At 31.9% G+C, this 1,272-nt stretch carries 1 protein-coding gene; it reads right to left on the bottom strand.

Features of this window, described 5'->3' with window-relative positions; all coding sequences use genetic code 11:
• On the bottom strand, positions 1-1,129 hold a 1,129-nt coding region (locus KDK14_RS08765; RefSeq protein ID WP_257264712.1), incomplete at its 3' end, for an O-antigen ligase family protein.
• Positions 1,130-1,272: the final 143 nt, after the last annotated feature.

Genomic DNA, 1,272 nt, shown 5'->3' with positions numbered 1-1,272 from the left:
AATCAATATTAAGCTTTATTGAAATCAGGTATTTTTTGGAAAGACTGAAAAAAATTAATAAAATTAACAAAAACCCAATCAAACCATCCTCAGCAAGCAGCCGTAATGTTTCATTAGGTGCTGTAATGTTTGCTTTGATCAACGAATCTTCGACAACAGATAAGCCAGTGACTAAAGTAGTCCAGCTAGCAATACCATAACCATGTAGTGGCTCTTGCAAGAAAGAAGTTAGCATTTTCACATACATAACTACTCTACCTGCTGCGGCAGATTCAGTTATATCAAAAAGGCTTTTAACTAACCTTGAAATGATATCAATATCCGATTTTATAAATAAAAACAAAAAAAATGGAGACAATACTAAACCCAATGAAACAAAAAAGAAAAACTTTTTATTTAGTTGGTTTTTGAAAACAGAGAAATAGAAGTTGATGAATAGGGCAAAGATGATTGAAGCAATAACTGCTCTATTTTGAGATAAAATTATAGCCGTGAATAATAGAAACATACCAATGTTACTCTGAAATTTACTGATATTAAGTTCAGATCTGTATTTACTAACAAAAAAGAAGTAAGGTAAAAGACAAGCAAGGTAAACACCAAACCAGTTTGGCTCAAGAAAAAAAGCATACGCTCGCGATCTAAGATGGTCGCCAGTGGTTTCCGGTAGAATACCTAAGGTAACACCAAAAAATTTAAAAGCTAAAAATTGTACAATACCAAAAAAACAGTTGAATACTGCAATAATCCAAATTAACTTTAAATAAAAGTAGTCCTGCTTAGTATTCTTGAATAACAATATGCTGACAGTGCCAACTAAGAGAAAGCTTGAATAAATAAAAAGCTGTCTAGACCCTGCGGCGAAATTTGTTGTGTAGGTTAAAGAAAGTGCCGCGTATATTAAATAGATAACGGCTATGGAGAATTCAAAGCTCGGTTTCAATATCTTTTGAGAAGCAATCGATTTTGTTATAAGTGTTAAGCAGCCTAGAACAATTATTATTTGAGAAAACCTAAGCGGGAAGTCACCAATATATACAATTTGCAATTGATCAAGTGGGTGAAGTATGAGCAATAGGCAACATAAATAAAACATAAATTTAGGTGTGGTAAACATATTATTTGGCATTGATTGCAACCTTAAATGCATCAACAACTAAATCTATATTTTCAACCTTTGTACTGTATAAGTCAGATTTTGGATCAGATATAATGCCAGGGAAAGAAAATGAATAGATCTTCGCTAATTCATTACATATAATTGATTTAGAT

This window comes from Endozoicomonas sp. ONNA2 (genome assembly GCF_024606365.1).
Classification (GTDB): domain Bacteria; phylum Pseudomonadota; class Gammaproteobacteria; order Pseudomonadales; family Endozoicomonadaceae; genus Endozoicomonas.
This window is presented reverse-complemented; position numbering and strand designations above follow the sequence as displayed.